A 15,539-nucleotide genomic window follows, 5' to 3' on the forward strand; every position below is an offset into this window, starting at 1 on the left:
ACAAATATCAATGATCAACACCGCAGCCCTGTTCAGCACCGCCGTCCTGCCCGGCCAGGCCGGCTTCGACGCCGGCACGGTCACCGGCCTGGCCGAATGGCGGCTGGACGTACCCATGCTGTTCAAGCTGCTCGTCGGCGCCGGCACGCAGGCCGTCGCCTGGCCCATCTACGGCGATGGCGAAGACTGCGCCTGCGTGCTGGCCGCGCCGACGGCGCAGGCGCAGGCCAGCTGGCAAGCGTTATCCGCGCTGCTCGACAGGCCGCGCGACGCGGCCGCCATCGTCGCGCGCAGCGCCATCAGCGCCCTGCTGGCCGGCGGCCAGGCGTGGCTGATCCTCGATTGCGTGCAGCTGGTCCCGCACGATATCGGCACGCCGCACTACGCGGCCGCGCTCGAGGCCTTGCGCGCCGAGGCGCAAGCCCTGCACCTTGCCCTGCTGCGCGGCGACCGGGATGCCCTGGCGCCCCTGCTGGCCGCCGGCGCCGCATCGCCGGCCACCGGCTACTGGTCTGCCACGGCCGATGCGCAGCTGGCCGACGTCGAGGAACGCGATACGCAAGACGTACCGTTCCTGCAGGGCCTGGAAATCGTGGGATGGGAGGAAGACGCGCTGTGCTATGAGGTGAGCGCCGCCGCCGAACCGGCCGTCACCGGCCTGGTCACGCCGTATGGGCGCTGGATCGTGCCGCTGTCACAGCGCTATGTCGACCTGGGCGTTTACTATGCGGACGATGGCTGGATCACCTTTGCCACGGCGCACGCCCCCGACGCGCACGGCGTGCTGGATCTGAACGGCACGGTGGTGCTGCCGCCGTCCCCCGGCGCCCTGTACGTGATCAGCCCCCATCTGCTGCAGAGAATCGATGCGGACGGCGCCAGCCGCCTGCTGCGCCTGCCCGACGGCGCGCTGCTCATCGACAGGGTGGACAACATCTGCCAGCGCGACGATGGCTTGATCGACATCGAACGCCAGACGCACGATGAAGAGCGCAATGTCTGCGGCGTGCTCGACGCCACCGGCGAGGTGGTGGTGCCGCCCGCCTACAGCTCCGTGCAGGATTTTGGCACGAAGAAAAAAATCGCCATCGTCAGCCAGCGCATCGCCGGGCGCTTCCTGTTTGGCCTGGTCAATAGCCAGGGCGAGCTGCTGGCGCCGTGCCAGTATGAAGCCATCGATTGCGCCACCACCTCGTCACCGCCCAAACTGCGCAAGAACCTGATCTTCGCCATCGATGCGCAGGGTCTCGCCTGCATGCTGACCCTGGATGGACAACTGGCGTTCACGCCCCTGTACCCGCCCGCCCACCATTTGCGCGGCGTGGCCGTGCAAGGCGACTTCTTATATGTGGTCAAGGAGGGCATGGCCTGGAGCATGGATTTCACGGGCCGGCTGCTCGAGCAGTTCGACACCGTGGAGAACTTCAAGGCGGCCATCACGGCGCAATTGAGCGAGTCCCTCGGCCTGGGCAAGAAAAAGCCCGAGAAAAAACCCGCCAAGCGCCGCAGCTTCACGCCCGCGCAGATCCTGGCGCAAGCCGACCGCGAGCAGCTGCGCGCCCTGGCAGCCCTGCTCCTGCTGGGCGACGCGGCACTGGCCGCGCGCTGCGTGGACCTCACGCTCGAAGAGCTGGCCGAGGACGACCCGGCAGAGGAATACGAAGGCGATACGCCCGCGGCGGCGTGCTTCTTCCTGCTCTGGTCCACGGCCGCCGATGCGCTGGGCCACGGCACCACCTTGGACTGGAAATCGGTCGACGAAGTGCCGCGCATAGGCCAGCATATCGGCCTGCCCGCGCTGCGCGACTTTACCTGGGCGCAGCGCGAGGATGGCGACGCCATGGCCGAGGGCCTGGCCGCCATCGCCCGCCACCTGGCGCCGCATCAGCTGCGCCTGGTCAATCTGCACGGCGGCGAAGACACGTATTATCTGGGCGTGGTGCGGGCGCAGGATGCGGCCGCGTTCAGCAAGGTGGGGTTGCAGGCGGCCTTGCGGCCAGCAATCTACTCATAAGCTATCCCGGTAGACGAATGCCTCTCCCGCTGGCGCGCCTCAGAAGGCGCTCCCTGCCGGGACAGGCGCCAAAGGCGACTCAGCCGCATTTGACGGCACCGAAATGCTGGGCCAGGCTCATGCCCAGCCCCTCTTCCACGGCGTTTTCCACCTGCGCCGCCAGCGCGGCAGCTTCTTCGGCCGCCTTGATGTCGCGCTCGTTGGTGGAGCCGGCCGGATAGCCGGAATTGACGCGCATGCCGCCGAAGACGAACAGGCGGTAGACGTCGGCCAGGCTGATGCGGTTGACATTGCCCAGCAAGACCCAGTGGTCGGAACTGTCGGCCACGCGCTTGCCCCACTGCACGCGCACGGCGCCCTCCACGTTCACGCGCCCTACCCAGCCCTGCTGCACCATCTTGTCGAGCAGGGTTTCCATCTCTTCGAAGCCCAGGCGGGTGCTGCGGCGGATGTCGGCCGCGCCCACCAGCGCGGAATCGGCGCAGTGGCAGGCGTGGTGCAGCACTTTCAGGATGGCGACAGCGTCGACGAATTCGCTGCCCGGTGCCGCCTCGTACCACCAGCGCTCGTACTTGACGACCGGCAGGGCCGCCACCAGCAAGGCGCCCACCAGGGTGATCATCCAGCTCAGGTAGATCCATACGAGGAACAGCGGCAAGGCGGCCAGCGCGCCATAGATGCGCGAATAGCTGGGAAACTCCTGGATGAATTCGCCGAAGCCCCGCTTCGCCAGTTCGAAGGCCAGCGCCGCCAGCAAGCCGCCCCAGGCCGCGTCGCGCCAGTCCACGTCGCGGTTCGGCACGGCGATGTACAGCAAGGTAAACGCCAGCATGGTCAGGCCGATCGACACCAGCGTGTAGAACACGGTGCCGAGGAAAGGCACGGCGCCCACCACGCCGCTGGTGGCCATGAAGAGGCGCGAGGTCACCGTCAGCGACACGCCCACCAGCAGCGGGCCCAGGGTGACGATGGCCCAGTAGACGAGCAGGCGCTTGGTCCAGCGGCGCTCCTGGCGCACGCGCCAGATGCGGTTGAAGACGCGCTCGATCAGGCCCATCATCGTCACCGACGTGAAAATCAGGGCGCCCGCGCCGATGGCGGACAGGCGCGTGGCCTTCGAGGCGAACGTGGTCAGGTAGTCGAGGATGGTGTTCGAAATGCCCTTGGGCATCACGCTTTGCACGAAATAATCTTCCAGCGCGTGGCGGAAGGTATTAAACAGGGGGAAGGTAGTGAAGATCGCCAGCGCCAGGGTCAGCAGCGGCACCAGCGCGAACACGGTGGCAAACGTCAGGCTGCCCGCCACTTGCGGCAGGCTTTCCTCGCGCACGCGGCGGCGCGCGAACTGCAGCAGGTCGCGCGCTTCGGACCACGTCATGCCGCGCACGACGTCCAGGCCGAGGCTGGCCGTGCGGAACAGGTATTGAAAAAAAGGAAGTATATATTTTGAAAACATGTGCGGAATCAGGACGGCGCCATGACAGCAGTCGTATCAGGCTGTAAAGCGCCCTATAATACCAATGATGAAGCCAACCAATCTGATTATTCTCGTATTGTTTTATTCACGCCATGGCGCCACGCGCCAGTTGGCCGAGCTCATAGCCCAGGGGGTGGAAAGCGTGCCCGGCTGCGATGCCCGCCTGCGCACCGTGCCCGCCGTCTCCACGGTGGCCGAGGCCACGGCGCCCGAGGTGCCGCTGGACGGCGCGCCCTACGTGGAACTCGACGACCTGCAGGAGTGCGCGGGCCTGGCCCTGGGGTCGCCCACACGCTTCGGCAACATGGCCGCCGCCATGAAGTACTTCTGGGATGGCACGGCCAGCGACTGGCTGGCCGGCAGCCTGTCCGGCAAGCCGGCCTGCGTGTTCACGTCCACGGGCAGCCTGCATGGCGGCCAGGAATCGACCCTGCTGTCGATGATGATCCCCCTTTTCCACCACGGCATGCTGGTCATGGGCCTGCCCTACACGCATCCTGAACTGATGACCACTTCCACGGGCGGCTCGCCCTACGGCGCCACGCACTGGTCGGGCATCGCCGGCGACAAGGCCTTGAGCGACGATGAAAAGCGCCTGGCCATGGCCCTGGGCCGGCGCCTGGCGGAAAACGCCGCGAAACTGGCGGGCGCATGATGCACGGCGTACTGCACAAGTATTTTCACTGGGGCGCCATCGCCAGCCTCGCCACCCTGATCGTCTGGTGCGTGCTGTGGGAAACCGTCGCCGCGCCGCTGAAGCCGGGCGGCTCCTGGGTGGCCCTGAAGGCCGCGCCCCTGCTCATCCCACTGTATGGCGTCATCAAGCGCGACGTCTACACCCTGCAATGGTCGTCGATGGTGATCCTGCTGTATTTTACCGAGGGCGTGGTGCGCGGCTACAGCGACACCAACCCCACCTCGGCCCTCATGGCCTGGGGCGAGGCGGCCATCGTCTGCATCTATTTCGTCTGCGCCGTGCTGTATCTGCGCCCGTATAAAAAGGCCGCCAAGCGCATGGCCAAAGAACTGCTGGAAAAAGTGACCAAAGTGAGCATCAAGAAATGACTGAAAAAGCCGATTTCCTCGCCGCCTGCCGCGAGCTGCTGGGCGACACCTATGTCCTCACCCAGGCTGCCGACATGGCGCCCTTCCTCACCGACTGGCGTGACCGGTTCACCGGCAAGGCGCTGGCCGTGCTGCGCCCCGCCACGGTGGACGAAGTAGCCGCAATCCTGCGCGCCTGCGCGCAATGGCGCATTCCCGTCGTGCCGCAGGGCGGCAATACGGGCCTGGTGCTGGGCAGCATCCCGGATGCCGCCGGCACGGCCGTCGTGCTGTCGCTGGCGCGCCTGAACGCCATCCGCGCGCTCGATCCCGTCAACCGCACCATCACGGTCGACGCGGGCTGCATCCTGCAAACCATCCAGGAAGCGGCAGCCGCCGCCGGTTGCCTGTTCCCCCTGTCGCTGGCGGCCGAAGGCAGCTGCACCATCGGCGGCAACCTGGCGACGAATGCGGGCGGCACGGCCGTGCTGCGCTATGGCAACACGCGCGAGCTGTGCCTGGGACTGGAAGTGGTCACGCCGCAGGGCGAAATCTGGAGCGGCTTGCGCGGTTTGCGCAAGGACAATACCGGCTACGATTTGCGCGACCTGTACATCGGCGCCGAAGGCACCCTGGGCGTCATCACGGGCGCGGTGATGAAGCTGTATCCGCAGCCGAAAGCCTGCATCACGGCGCTGGCCGCCATGCCCTCGCCCGCCCACGCCCTGCGCCTGCTTTCGCTGATGCAAGACCATTGCGGCGCCAGCCTGACGGGTTTTGAACTGATGTCGCAGTATTGCCTGCAACTGGTGGCGCAGCAGTTCCCGCAGCTGCCGCGTCCCTTCGCCGAGCCGCATGGCCAATATGTGCTGCTCGAATTATCGAGCAGCCAGTCCGAGGCGCATGCCGTGGAATTGCTGGAAGCGAGCATAGGCGCGGCCCTGGAAGACGAATTGATCGCCGACGCCGTCGTCGCCAGCTCGGTGGCGCAATCGGAAGGCCTGTGGCAGCTGCGCGAACACATTCCGCTGGCGCAGGCGCAGGCGGGCAAGAACATCAAGCACGATATCTCGCTGCCCATTTCCCGCATCGCCGACTTCATCGCCGTCACGGATGCGGCCCTGGAAAGCGCTTTCCCCGGCTGCCAACTCGTGTGCTTCGGCCACCTGGGCGACGGCAACCTGCATTACAACGTGGCGCCGCCAGCCGGCATGACGGATGGCGACTTCCTCGCCAACCAGGACGCCATCAACCGCATCGTGCACGACCAGGTCCACGCTTTTGGTGGTTCCATCTCGGCCGAACACGGCATCGGCGCCCTGAAAAAGGCCGATCTCGCCCATTACAAATCGCCGCTGGAAATGCAGCTGATGCGCGCCATCAAGCAGGCGCTGGACCCGCACAACATCATGAACCCGGGGAAAATCCTGTGAAAACGCCAGCGCTGCTGCTGTGCGCCATGGCCCTGCTGTCCGGCCATGCCGGCGCGCAGGACGTCTACAAATGCGTAAAGGATGGCCAGACCAGCTATGGCGCCACGCCGTGCACGGGCGGGCAGCTGCAGATCCTCGAAGTGCCGCCGCCCCCGCCCGCCGTCGACAAGGGCGCGGCCACGCGCCAGGAGCGCGTGGCCAGCCAGCTGGAATTTGCCCGCAAGCAGCGCGAACAGCGCGAGGACGATGCCCGTGCGCGGGCCGCGAAACAGGCGCAGGCGCGTGAAAAACACTGCGCCCAGCTGCGCCTGGAGCAAAAATGGGCGGCCCAGGACGCCGTCGGCGCCGGTGACAGGACCCGCGACGCGGCGCAAACCAAGGCGCGCCGTGCCGGCGAGCGGCTGGCCGTCGAATGCCTGAATTGAACGTGCCGAACGTGCGCCAGGCAGCGCGGGCATCGCAAGCCCTGCTGTCGCGCTGGCTGCTGCTGGGCGAATGGCGCGCGCATCCCGTGCGCGCCGTCGTCGCCATCGTCGCCATCGCCGTCGGCGTCTCGCTGGGCTTTGCCATCCACCTGATCAACGCGGCCGCCTTCAATGAATTTTCCACGGCCGTGAAAAGCCTGTCCGGCCAGGCCGACGTGCAGGTGGCCGGGCGCGAAGCGCTGTTCGACGAAGCCGTCTATCCGTGGCTGGCCCGGCGCGACGGCGTGGCCATGGCCTCGCCCGTGCTGGAACTGCAGGCCGGCGTCACCGGCAAAAGCGGCCAGGATGGCGCCCCGCTGCACATCCTGGCGCTCGACGTCTTCCGCGCCGGCTTCATCTCGCCCGACCTGATCGGCGCGCCCGCCGACGGCCAGCCCTTCGACACCCTGGCGGACGACGCCATCTTCCTGTCGCCCGCCGCCTTGCGCTGGCTGCATCTGGCCCAGGGCGACAATCTCTCGCTGCAATCGGGCACGGGCAGCGTGTCGCTGCGCGTGGCCGGTTCGCTGCAGCGCGCGCGCGCCGGCCAGCGCATCGCCGTGATGGATATCGGCGCAGCGCAGTGGCGCTTCAACAAGCTGGGCAAGCTGTCGCGCATCGACCTGAAACTGCGCCAGGGCGTCAACCGCGACGCCTTCCAGGCCGCGCTGAGCAGCGCGCTCGAAGCGCAGTACCCGGGGCGCTTCCGCGTCGGCCAGCCCAACGACGAGAACCAGAATAGCCGCAACAATAACCTGAGCCGCGCCTACCGCGTCAACCTGACGGTGCTGGCCCTGGTCGCCCTGTTTACCGGGGCCTTCCTCGTGTTTTCCACGCAGGCGCTGTCCGTCATCCGCCGCCGCAGCCAGTTCGCGCTGCTGCGCGTGCTGGGCATGGAACGGGGACCATTGCTGCGCCAGGTGCTGTTAGAGGGCGCCAGCCTGGGCGTGGTCGGCGCCGGCCTGGGCATCGCCGGCGGTTACGCCATGGCCGCCGTCGCCCTGCGCTTCTTCGGCGGCGACCTGGGCGCCGGCTATTTCGCTGGCGTGCAGCCGCAGGTGCAGTTCACGCCCGTCGCCGCCTGCGTGTATTTCGCGCTGGGCCTGGGCGTGGCCTTGCTGGGCTGCGCCGCGCCCGCGCTGGAAGCGGCGCGCGCCGCCCCCGCGATCGCCCTGAAATCGGGCAGCGAGGAAGTCGTGACGACGCGCCTGGCCAAGACCTGGCCGGCGCTGGCCTGCCTGCTGCTGGCCGGCGCCTTGACGTTGCTGCCGCCCGTCTTCGAGCTGCCCCTGTTCGGCTATCTGTCCATCGCCCTCCTGCTGATCGGCGCCATCGCCCTGATGCCGCAGCTGGCGGCCGTCGTCTTCCGCGCCGCGCAGGCGGCATGGCTGCGCACGGACGCCAGCGGGTACGCGCCCGTGCGCAGCCTGACCCTGGCGCGCCTGGCGAATGCCTCGGGCCAGGCCGGCATCGCCCTGGGCGGCGTGCTGTCGAGCTTTAGCCTGATGGTGGCCATGGCCATCATGGTGTCGAGCTTCCGCGTTTCCGTCGACGACTGGCTGCTGCAGATCCTGCCGGCCGACGTGTATGCGCGCACGGCCGCCGGCGGCAGCACGGCGGGCCTGAATCCACGCGAGCAGGACGCCATCACCGCGCTGCCCGGCGTGGCCAAGGCGGATTTCCTGCGCACGCGCTCGCTCTCGCTGGCGCCCGACCGGCCCAACGTGGTATTGCTGGCACGCCCCATCCATTTGCAGGACCCGGGCAAGAGCATGGTGCTGGTGGGCGTATCACTGCCCGTCCCGCCAGGCAGCAAACCCGTGTGGCTGTCGGAGGCGGCCGCCGACCTGTATGGCAAACAAGCGGGGCAAATGATTTCCCTGCCGCTGGCGGGCGGCCTGCACCAGTTCTTCATCGCCGGCATCTGGCGCGACTACGCGCGTTCCAGCGGCTCCATCCAGATGCCGCTGGCCACCTACCGCGCCCTGACGGGCGACCTCGATGTCAGCGATGCCGCCCTGTGGCTGGACAAGGACGTCACGGGAGAACAATTGCAGCAGCGCCTGAAAACCCTGCCCTTCGGCGCCAGCCTGGAAGTGTCGAATCCGTCGGCCATCCGCGCCCTGAGCCTGCAGATCTTCGACCGCAGCTTCGCCGTCACGTATTTACTGGAAGCGATCGCCATCGTCATCGGCCTGTTCGGCGTGGCCGCCACGTTCTCGGCCCAGACGCTGGCGCGCGCGCGCGAATTCGGCATGCTGCGCCACGTGGGCGTGACCAAGGGGCAGATATTGTCCATCCTGGCGCTGGAAGGCGGCGCGCTGACGGCGCTGGGCATCGCCACCGGTTTTGTCCTGGGCCTGTTGATCAGCTTTGTGCTGGTCTTCATCGTCAACCCGCAATCGTTCCACTGGACCATGCAACTGCACCTGCCCTGGCCCTTGATCGCCAGCGTGGCCGCCGCCCTGCTGGCGGCAGCCGCCCTCACCGCCCTCGTCGCGGGCAGGCAAGCCCTGTCCGCTGGCCCCATCCGCGCCGTCAGGGAGGACTGGTAATGCGCCGCTTGACTTGTTTATTGATGTTCTGCGGCGCCGCCGCCGTCGCCGCGCCGCCCGTTTTCGCCCCCGTCACGCCGCTGCCTGCCGGCCAGGCCCTGCGCCTGCCGCACGACTTCGGCGCCCATCCCGCGTATAAAACGGAATGGTGGTACGCCACCGGCTGGGTCAAGACCGCCGGCGGCGAGCAGCTGGGCTACCAGGTGACCTTCTTTCGCAGCGCCACGGCCGCCGATACCGACAACCCCAGCGCCTTCGCGCCGAAGCAGCTGATCATCGGCCATGCGGCCCTGTCCGACCCGAAGGTGGGCAAGCTGCTGCACGACGAGAAAAGCGCGCGCGAGGGCTTCGGCCTGGCCTACGCCAAGGTGGGCGACACGGACGTGAAACTCGACGACTGGCGCATGCAGCGCCAGGCCGACGGCAGCTACCGGGTCAGCCTGGCCGCGCGCGATTTCAATTTGCAGCTGACCCTGGCCCCCACGCAGCCCGTGCTGCTGCAGGGAGAGAAAGGCTATTCGCGCAAGGGCGCGCGTCCCGCGCAATCGAGCTACTATTACAGCGAGCCGCAGCTGCGTACCACGGGCACCATCGCCCGCGCGGGCGGCAAGCCGGAAGCCGTGACGGGCACCACCTGGCTTGATCACGAGTGGTCGAGCCAGGTGCTCGATGCGGACGCCAGCGGCTGGAACTGGATAGGCGCCAACCTCGATGACGGCGGCGCCCTGATGGCCTTCCAGATCCGCAGCAAGACAGGTGCTAAACTATGGGCGCACGCGACATGGCGCGATGCGTCCGGCAAGATGACGCAGTTCGCGCCCGGGGACGTCGATTTCACGCCCACGCAGCTGTGGCGCTCGCCCCGCACGCAGGCCGAGTACCCGGTCGCCACCGAGATCCGCACCGGTGCCACGCGCTGGCAGATCAAGCCGCTGCAAGCCGACCAGGAACTCGATTCGCGCCGCTCGACGGGGGCCGTGTACTGGGAAGGCGCCGTGACGGTGGAGCGCGACGGCCAGCCCGTGGGGCGCGCCTACCTGGAAATGACGGGCTACGTGCAACCGATGAAGTTATAAGCAGTACAAAATACAGTAAATCCTAAGCGAAAAACAATGACAACCAGCACAGAAACAGGCAGCACGAGTACAGCAACCGCCACACCGACTCTCGACACCGGCACCAGCCGCGAACTGAAGAAAGGCAGCCTGGCCGCCTTCCGGGGCTTGATGCCCTTTCTGACGCCGTACCGCAAGCAGTTCTTCCTGGCCGGTATCGCCCTGGTGGTGGCCGCCGCCTCGACCCTGGCCATTCCTGCCGCCTTCAAGCAGATGATAGACCTCGGTTTCGGCGGCGCGGCCGGCTCGAAAAGCATTCAGCACGTCGACCTGGTCTTCCTCGCCCTGTTCGGCGTGGCGTCCATCCTGGCGCTGGCCACGGCGGCGCGCTTTTATACGGTGTCGTGGCTGGGCGAGCGCGTCACGGCCGACATCCGCAGCGCCGTGTACCGCCACGTCGTCACGCAAAGCCCCGCATTCTTTGAAACCACGCAGACGGGCGAAGTGCTGTCGCGCATCACCACCGACACGACCCTGATACAGGCCGTGGTCGGCACCAGCATCTCGATGGCGCTGCGCAATGTGCTGCTGTTCCTCGGTGGCCTGGTGATGCTGTTCGTCACCAGCGCCAAGCTGGCCGGCATCATCATCGGCCTCTTGATCCTCGTCGTCGTGCCCATCATCGTGTTTGGCCGCCGTGTGCGCAAGCTGTCGCGCGATTCGCAGGACCGCATCGCCGACGCCTCGGCCATGGCCGGCGAAATCCTCAACGCCATGCCCACCGTGCAGGCGTTTACGCACGAGAAGATCGAGTCGAAACGCTTCGGCGACTCCGTCGAAGGCGCCTTCATGACGGCCATGCGCCGCATCCGCGCCCGCGCCCTCTTGACCATGATCGCCATCTTGCTGGTCTTCGGCACCATCGTGTTTGTCCTGTGGCTGGGCGCGCGCGCCGTGCTGGAAGGTTCGATGACGGGCGGCGACCTGGGCCAGTTCATCCTGTATGCGTCCATCGTGGCCGGCGCCATCGGCGCCCTGTCTGAAGTCATGGGCGAAGCGCAGCGCGCCGCCGGCGCCACCGAGCGCCTGCTGGAATTGATGGCCGTCAAATCGGAAATCGAGTCGCCCGCCCGGCCCCTGCCGCTGCCCGCGCGCGCCGCGAACGGCGCTTCGCTGTCGCTGGACGACGTCATGTTCTCGTATCCGTCACGCCCCGACACCCATGCGCTGGACCACGTCAGCCTTGACATCCGCGCCGGCGAAACGGTGGCCGTCGTCGGTCCTTCCGGCGCCGGCAAGACCACGCTGTTCCAGCTGTTTTTACGTTTCTATGACCCGCAAAGCGGCAGCATCCGCCTCGACGGCGTCGACATCAAGCAACTCGACCTGCACACCCTGCGCGACGCCATCGGCATCGTGCCGCAAGATACGGTGATCTTCTCGGCCGACGCCATGGAAAACATCCGCTACGGCCGCGCCGGCGCCAGCGACGAGGAAGTCATCGCGGCCGCGAAAATGGCGGCCGCCCACGAATTCATCGAGCGCCTGCCGAACGGCTACAAATCCTTCCTCGGCGAACGGGGCGTGCGCCTGTCCGGCGGCCAGCGCCAGCGCATCGCCATCGCCCGCGCCCTGCTGAAAAACCCGCCGCTGCTGCTGCTCGACGAAGCGACCAGCGCGCTGGACGCGGAATCGGAACGCCTGGTGCAAAAGGCGCTGGAAGCGGCCATGGTGGGCCGCACCACCGTCATCATCGCGCACCGCCTGGCGACCGTGCAGCGCGCCGACCGCATCGTCGTCATGGAAGACGGCAAGATCGTCGAGACGGGCACGCATGCGTCGCTGGTTGCGCTCGGCGGCATCTATGCGAATCTTGCTGCACTGCAATTTCATCACGTACAACTCCATCCAGCGGAATAATCATGAACGCACTTTTCCACGCCAACCTGGGCATCACCGATTTCTGGACCTTTTTACTGGGGACCATCTTCATCGTCATCCTGCCCGGCCCCAATTCCATGTACGTGCTGTCGGTCGCCGCCCAGCGCGGCGTGCGGCCCGCCTACCAGGGCGCCTTCGGCATCTTCGCCGGCGACCTGATACTGATGGTGCTGTCGGCCTGCGGCGTGGCCTCGCTGCTGAAAGCCAGCCCGGCCCTGTTCTATGTCGTGAAATACATCGGCGCGGCCTACCTGGGCTGGATCGGCCTGCAGATGCTGATAGGCTGCTGGCGCAAGCTGCGCGCCCCCGCACCGGCCGACGGTGTCGCGGCGACCGAAGCGGCTCCCGTCAAGGAAAGCGACCCGTTCCGCAAGGCGCTGATCATCAGCCTGATGAACCCGAAGGCGATTTTGTTCTTCATCTCGTTTTTCATCCAGTTCGTCGATCCGGCCTTCCCGAATCCCGTGCTGTCCTTCATCGGCCTGGGCCTGATCTGCCAGGTGATCAGTTTTACCTATCTGACGGCCATCATCTTTGTCGGCGCCCGCCTGGCCGAGACCTTCCGCCGCCGTCGCCGCCTGTCGGCCGGCATGGGCGGCGGCGTGGGCGCCATGTTCATCGGCTTCGGCGCGAAGCTCGCCACGGCCACACTGTAACTGTACCGGAGACGCGCCGTGACCGCCTTGACCGAGATTGAGCTGCGCCAGCGCTGCCATACCGTGCTGCCGGGCCACCGCCAGCCGACGCCAGCGGCCACCTTCGCCGCCATGGCCGCCTGGTGCGAGGCCAACGACGTTGCGCACGACACCTATGGCGAGGGCGCGCTGATCGAGCGGTTCGAGAACAAGGTCGCCAGCCTGCTCGGCGTCGAGGCGGCCGTATTCTGCATCACGGGCACCATGACGCAGGTCACGGCCCTGCGCCTGGCCTGCCAGGACCGCGGTTCGCGCCTGGTCGCGCTGCACCCGACGTCGCACATCCTGCGCCACGAGCGGGGCAACCATGAATTGCTCGATCACTTCAAGGGTTTGATGATCGGCGACCCGCACCGCCCGTGGACGGCGGACGACCTGCGCGCCGTGCCCGATGCGCTGGGCGCCGCGCAGCTCGAGCTGCCGATGCGCGAGATCGGCGGCCAGTGCCCCGGCTGGGATGAATTGGGCGAGATCAAGCGGCACTGCCGCGAGCACAATATCCACCTGCACATGGATGGCGCGCGCCTGTGGGAGGCGCAAGCCGGTTTTGAGCGGCCCCTGTCCGCCATCTGCGACGGCTTTGATTCCGTGTATGTGTCGCTGTACAAGGGCATCGGCGGCCTCGGCGGCGCCATGCTGGCCGGCAGCCGTCCGTTTGTCGAGCGGGCGCGCGAATGGTTCCGCCGCCAGGGCGGCAACATCGTGCACCGCACGCCCTACGTGGTGGCCGCCGCCATGCAGTTCGAGGCGCGCATCGCCGCCATGCCCCGCTATTTCGCCCGCACGCAGTGGCTGTACGCACTGCTGCGCGACTTTCCGGCGATCGCCGTCAACCCTGCCCGGCCGCAGGCCAATATGCTGCACCTGCACCTGCCCGTCTCGCGCGAGCGGGCCATCGCCATCCGCAACCAGCTGGCCGAAAAGCACGGCATCTGGCTGTTCGGCCGCGCCAGCCACGCGGCGCTCCCCGGGCACAGCGTGGTGGAATGGTATGTGGGGGATAATGTGCTGGACATGCCGGACGACAGCGTGCGGCATGCCCTGAGCCTGCTGGACCAGGCCATGCGCGCCAGAACATGAGCAACGCAGGTCGGGTAGGTCGGGTTAGCGCACAGCGCGTAACCCGACAACACCACAGCCACAGCCATAGCCATAGCCAACAATACCGTCGGATTACGCGCGGCTTCGCCACGCTAATCCGACCTACACCCTACCGCGCCCAACAACGCGCCACCTGCGCAGGTCGGGTTAGCGCGTACCGCGTAACCCGACACCACCACCGCCGTCGTCACCAAAAAAAAGCGCCCGAAGGCGCTTTTTTCATTTCATGGCGGCCGGGTTGGCCGCCACTACCTGCTTAGAACTTGTAGTTATAAGCGAGACCGATCAACTGCATGCGGGTCTTGAACAGGCCCTTGGTGGTTTCACCGTTGCCGGTGCAGCCGTTAGACAGCGGCGGCACGGGGCCGCAGCCATTCTTGTAATTGACGTCAGCATCCTTGAAGTCGATATAGCTGTAGGCCAGGTCGAGCGAGGAATTGGCGTTCAGCTTCCAGTTCGCGCCGATCGAATACTGCATGCGGTCGCTGTCCGGCAAGGCCGGGTGGCGCAGTTCCGCGCTGCGCACGGGCGCCTGGTCGTGGGCGATACCGGCGCGCAGCAACAGGCTTTCGCTGTACTTGTAGTTGGTGCCCAGCGAGACGCGGTAGGTGTCTTTCCAGTTCTGGCGGATGCGTTCCGGGCCTTCGGCCGTCGGCGGGAACTGGATGTCCAGGTTCTGCAGGCGCGAAGTACGGGTCCAGGTGACGTCGCCCATCAAAGCCCACTTATCGTCCATCTGGTGGAAAGCATTGATCGATACGGTTTCCGGCGTGCGCAGTTCGACCAGCGCCTTGGAGTTGACCTTGCCCGATGCGGCGCTGATGAAGCCATTCACGGCCGCATTGTTCGACACTTGCGAGAAGTCCCAGATCGTGTCGCCTTTCAGCTTGTGCGAAATCGACGAGCGGTAGGAGATACCGAAGCGCGTGCCTTCATTCATCTGGTACAGGTAGCCCAGATTGAAGCCGAAGCCCCAGTCGTCGCCATCCATCGAGGCGTGGCCATCCTTGGCTGTAAACAGGGCGGTTTTGGCGGCATTAAAGGCGTCCATGCCTTGGGTCTTGAGGATATTCGTAAGGAAAGCGGTCGATGCGGCTGGCGCATGCTCCCGCAGGAAAGAGACCGAACCTGGCACGTCCACGGCCTGGCCCAGTTCCGCCTTCATGTATTCGGCCGTGATACCGAAACCGAACGAGTGATGCTGGTCCAGCTTGAACGCCACGGAAGGATTCAGGGCGATGGCTTCGAGCTTGATGTTGGTGATCGCATAGCGGCCGCTCCAGCTGTTGCCATAGTCGAGCTTGGCGCCGTAGGGCACGAACAGGCCCATGCCGACGGTCCATTGCTCATTGATCTTCTTGCTGGCGTACACGGCTGGCGCGAAGACCGCATCCGGCGCGTAGTCCTTGGTCGTGCCGCCCGTCGGCGTGCGCAGGAAATTGAAGGAATCCTTGTCCTGGAACGTCGAATGCGGTACCACCAAAGTGCCACCGCCCACGAACTGCGTGCCTTCCAGGCGCGACATGCCGGCCGGGTTGTAGAAAATGGTCGAGGCGTCGGCCGCTTCGGCGCCGCTGGCGTCGGCCGTGCCCTGGGCGGACACGCTTTGCGAACCAAAACGGTAGCCGGAAGCCTGGGCGGTGGAAGCGAAGCCGGCGCATGCGACGGCGATGAGGAGGGGCAGATATTTATGTTTCAAGTTAGTCTCTCTTTATTATATGAAATGTCTTCGTCACATTGTCCCGGGTAGCTCAACCTCA

Annotated in this window: 12 protein-coding genes; 10 read left to right on the forward strand and 2 right to left on the reverse strand. The window is 66.4% G+C overall.

Translation table 11 applies throughout. The features are described from left to right. Window positions 1-10 precede the first annotated feature (10 nt). A complete protein-coding gene (locus AC3RCJ_RS17715) occupies window positions 11-2,014 on the forward strand; it encodes a DUF6630 family protein (RefSeq protein WP_492958345.1) in 2,004 nt (667 codons plus the stop codon). Between the two features lie 79 nt (window positions 2,015-2,093). Here the strand turns inward: AC3RCJ_RS17715 and AC3RCJ_RS17720 are convergent, their stop codons facing one another. Beyond that, a complete protein-coding gene (locus AC3RCJ_RS17720) occupies window positions 2,094-3,470 on the reverse strand; it encodes a YihY family inner membrane protein (RefSeq protein ID WP_492958343.1) in 1,377 nt (458 codons plus the stop codon). A gap of 67 nt (window positions 3,471-3,537) precedes the next feature. Between AC3RCJ_RS17720 and wrbA the strand changes: the two genes are divergently transcribed. Genes wrbA through AC3RCJ_RS17765 form a run of 9 tightly spaced genes read left to right on the forward strand, consistent with a single transcriptional unit; the run spans window position 3,538 to window position 13,758 of the window. Next, window positions 3,538-4,146 (forward strand): NAD(P)H:quinone oxidoreductase, encoded by a 609-nt coding sequence (gene wrbA / locus AC3RCJ_RS17725; RefSeq protein WP_492958341.1) that lies wholly within the window; start codon window positions 3,538-3,540, stop codon window positions 4,144-4,146. Then, window positions 4,146-4,556: a DUF2069 domain-containing protein gene (locus AC3RCJ_RS17730; protein WP_492958594.1), complete on the forward strand. Its 411-nt coding sequence runs from the start codon at window positions 4,146-4,148 to the stop codon at window positions 4,554-4,556. Before wrbA ends, AC3RCJ_RS17730 begins: the two co-directional genes overlap by 1 nt. Beyond that, complete coding sequence (locus AC3RCJ_RS17735; protein WP_492958339.1) at window positions 4,553-5,968, forward strand: FAD-binding oxidoreductase; 1,416 nt, start codon at window positions 4,553-4,555, stop codon at window positions 5,966-5,968. Before AC3RCJ_RS17730 ends, AC3RCJ_RS17735 begins: the two co-directional genes overlap by 4 nt. After that, window positions 5,965-6,393 carry a DUF4124 domain-containing protein gene (locus tag AC3RCJ_RS17740; protein WP_492958337.1) on the forward strand — a complete coding sequence of 143 codons (429 nt, stop codon included), beginning with the start codon at window positions 5,965-5,967 and terminating at the stop codon, window positions 6,391-6,393. Before AC3RCJ_RS17735 ends, AC3RCJ_RS17740 begins: the two co-directional genes overlap by 4 nt. Continuing rightward, window positions 6,381-8,987: an ABC transporter permease gene (locus tag AC3RCJ_RS17745; protein WP_492958335.1), complete on the forward strand. Its 2,607-nt coding sequence runs from the start codon at window positions 6,381-6,383 to the stop codon at window positions 8,985-8,987. Before AC3RCJ_RS17740 ends, AC3RCJ_RS17745 begins: the two co-directional genes overlap by 13 nt. Further along, window positions 8,987-10,063 (forward strand): lipocalin-like domain-containing protein, encoded by a 1,077-nt coding sequence (locus AC3RCJ_RS17750; protein ID WP_492958334.1) that lies wholly within the window; start codon window positions 8,987-8,989, stop codon window positions 10,061-10,063. The genes AC3RCJ_RS17745 and AC3RCJ_RS17750 overlap by 1 nt, the downstream gene beginning before the upstream one ends. A 36-nt stretch (window positions 10,064-10,099) precedes the next feature. Continuing rightward, complete coding sequence (locus AC3RCJ_RS17755) at window positions 10,100-11,962, forward strand: ABC transporter transmembrane domain-containing protein (RefSeq protein WP_492958332.1); 1,863 nt, start codon at window positions 10,100-10,102, stop codon at window positions 11,960-11,962. A 2-nt stretch (window positions 11,963-11,964) separates the two neighbouring features. Next, entirely contained in the window at window positions 11,965-12,639 is a 675-nt protein-coding gene (leuE, locus tag AC3RCJ_RS17760) for a leucine efflux protein LeuE (RefSeq protein WP_492958330.1), read from the forward strand. Between the two features lie 27 nt (window positions 12,640-12,666). Beyond that, entirely contained in the window at window positions 12,667-13,758 is a 1,092-nt protein-coding gene (locus AC3RCJ_RS17765; protein WP_492958592.1) for a threonine aldolase family protein, read from the forward strand. 277 nt (window positions 13,759-14,035) lie between these two features. Here AC3RCJ_RS17765 and AC3RCJ_RS17770 read toward each other — a convergent pair whose 3' ends face one another. Beyond that, window positions 14,036-15,478, reverse strand: coding sequence for an OmpP1/FadL family transporter (locus AC3RCJ_RS17770; protein ID WP_492958328.1), 1,443 nt, complete (start codon window positions 15,476-15,478; stop codon window positions 14,036-14,038). Window positions 15,479-15,539 lie beyond the last annotated feature (61 nt).

This window comes from Janthinobacterium sp. GW822-FHT07H11, from assembly GCF_058798615.1.

Coding starts and splice junctions, on each gene's coding strand:
- AC3RCJ_RS17730 (WP_492958594.1), top strand. CDS start 4,146: ATGCACGGCGTACTGCACAAGTATTTTCACTGGGGCGCCATCGCCAGC.
- AC3RCJ_RS17745 (WP_492958335.1), top strand. CDS start 6,381: ATGCCTGAATTGAACGTGCCGAACGTGCGCCAGGCAGCGCGGGCATCG.
- wrbA (WP_492958341.1), top strand. CDS start 3,538: ATGAAGCCAACCAATCTGATTATTCTCGTATTGTTTTATTCACGCCAT.
- AC3RCJ_RS17715 (WP_492958345.1), top strand. CDS start 11: ATGATCAACACCGCAGCCCTGTTCAGCACCGCCGTCCTGCCCGGCCAG.
- AC3RCJ_RS17755 (WP_492958332.1), top strand. CDS start 10,100: ATGACAACCAGCACAGAAACAGGCAGCACGAGTACAGCAACCGCCACA.
- AC3RCJ_RS17735 (WP_492958339.1), top strand. CDS start 4,553: ATGACTGAAAAAGCCGATTTCCTCGCCGCCTGCCGCGAGCTGCTGGGC.
- AC3RCJ_RS17750 (WP_492958334.1), top strand. CDS start 8,987: ATGCGCCGCTTGACTTGTTTATTGATGTTCTGCGGCGCCGCCGCCGTC.
- leuE (WP_492958330.1), top strand. CDS start 11,965: ATGAACGCACTTTTCCACGCCAACCTGGGCATCACCGATTTCTGGACC.
- AC3RCJ_RS17720 (WP_492958343.1), bottom strand. CDS start 3,470: ATGTTTTCAAAATATATACTTCCTTTTTTTCAATACCTGTTCCGCACG.